Below are 1,158 nucleotides of genomic sequence, written 5' to 3' on the forward strand. Positions count from 1 at the left end.
CAGGGGAATCGCATATGGGGTTTTTGGGCTTGAAATTGGCCTGAGAAGAGATTCTTTGGGAAGGCAGTCCAATGAAGGAGTGACTGCCATTTCCTGCCTTGAGAGCTATTTTGGCGCGGTGCCCGATCCGCGCGCGGCCAATGCCACACACCGGCTTGGCGACTTGATCGTGATGATGATTGCGGCGAGCCTGTGCGGCGCGAGCAACGCGACGGAGTTTTCGTTGTTTGCGCAAGAGCGCAGGCAGGCGCTGTCGCGGTTGGTCGAGTATGAGGTGGCGCCCAGCCACGACACCTTCTCGCGGCTGCTGCGGCTGCTTGATCCGCAAGCCTTCGGCCGCGCCTTCGCTGCCTTTGCGGCAGGCTTCGCACGAGCCTGCCAGGGAGTGGTCTCACTCGACGGCAAGGCCCTGCGGCGGGCCTATGAGAAGGGTCTTGCGGCCAGTCCGCCGTTGACGGTGTCGGCCTTTGCCACTGAGACACGGCTGTGTCTGGCAGCGGTTTCTCCTGGTGATGAGGAGAACGAGGTCGAGGCGGCCCTCAAAGTCGTCGAACTCATTGATCTCACTGGCAGAATGGTCACGGCCGATGCGCTCCACTGCCACACGCGCATGGCCCAGGCCATCACCGAACGCGGTGGGGACTACCTGCTGGCACTCAAGGGAAACCGCCGCCACTGGGTTGCACATGCCAGACACCATCTGGCCGAGACCGCCCCTGCCGTCGCGGAGCGGACCGAAACCAGCCACGGACGCGAGGAGTGGCGGCAGGCGGAGGTGGTGGCGGCCACCGAGCCGCTGATGCCTGGCCACAGGGCCTTTGTCCGCATCACCAGCCGGCGCGACCAAGCCAAGCCGCTGACGCGTCTGTTCATGGCCTCAACGCAGCTGTCCGCCCAGCAGGCGCTCGACTTCACCAGAGCCCATTGGCAGATCGAGAACGGCCTGCATTGGATGCTCGATGTTCACCTGGGCGAGGATCAATCGCGCGCCCGAAAGGATAACGCCCCAGCCAACGTCGCACTCCTCAATCGCATCGCCAGGAACATCCTGCAAACCGCCGATGAGGCCAAAGTCCCCATCAGCCACCGCATCAAGAAATGCGCTTGGAATGACGACTACCTCATCCAGGCAATCACTCATATGCGATAGCCCTGCCC

Annotated in this window: 1 protein-coding gene; it reads left to right on the plus strand. The window is 63.0% G+C overall.

Features of this window, described 5'->3' with window-relative positions; translation table 11 throughout:
* Positions 1-1,150: ISAs1 family transposase (locus tag LB556_RS31535; RefSeq protein ID WP_224571284.1), on the plus strand; the 1,150-nt coding region annotated here is incomplete at its 5' end.
* Between the last annotated feature and the right edge of the window lie 8 nt (positions 1,151-1,158).

Source organism: Mesorhizobium sp. ES1-4, from assembly GCF_020164745.1.
GTDB lineage: Bacteria > Pseudomonadota > Alphaproteobacteria > Rhizobiales > Rhizobiaceae > Mesorhizobium.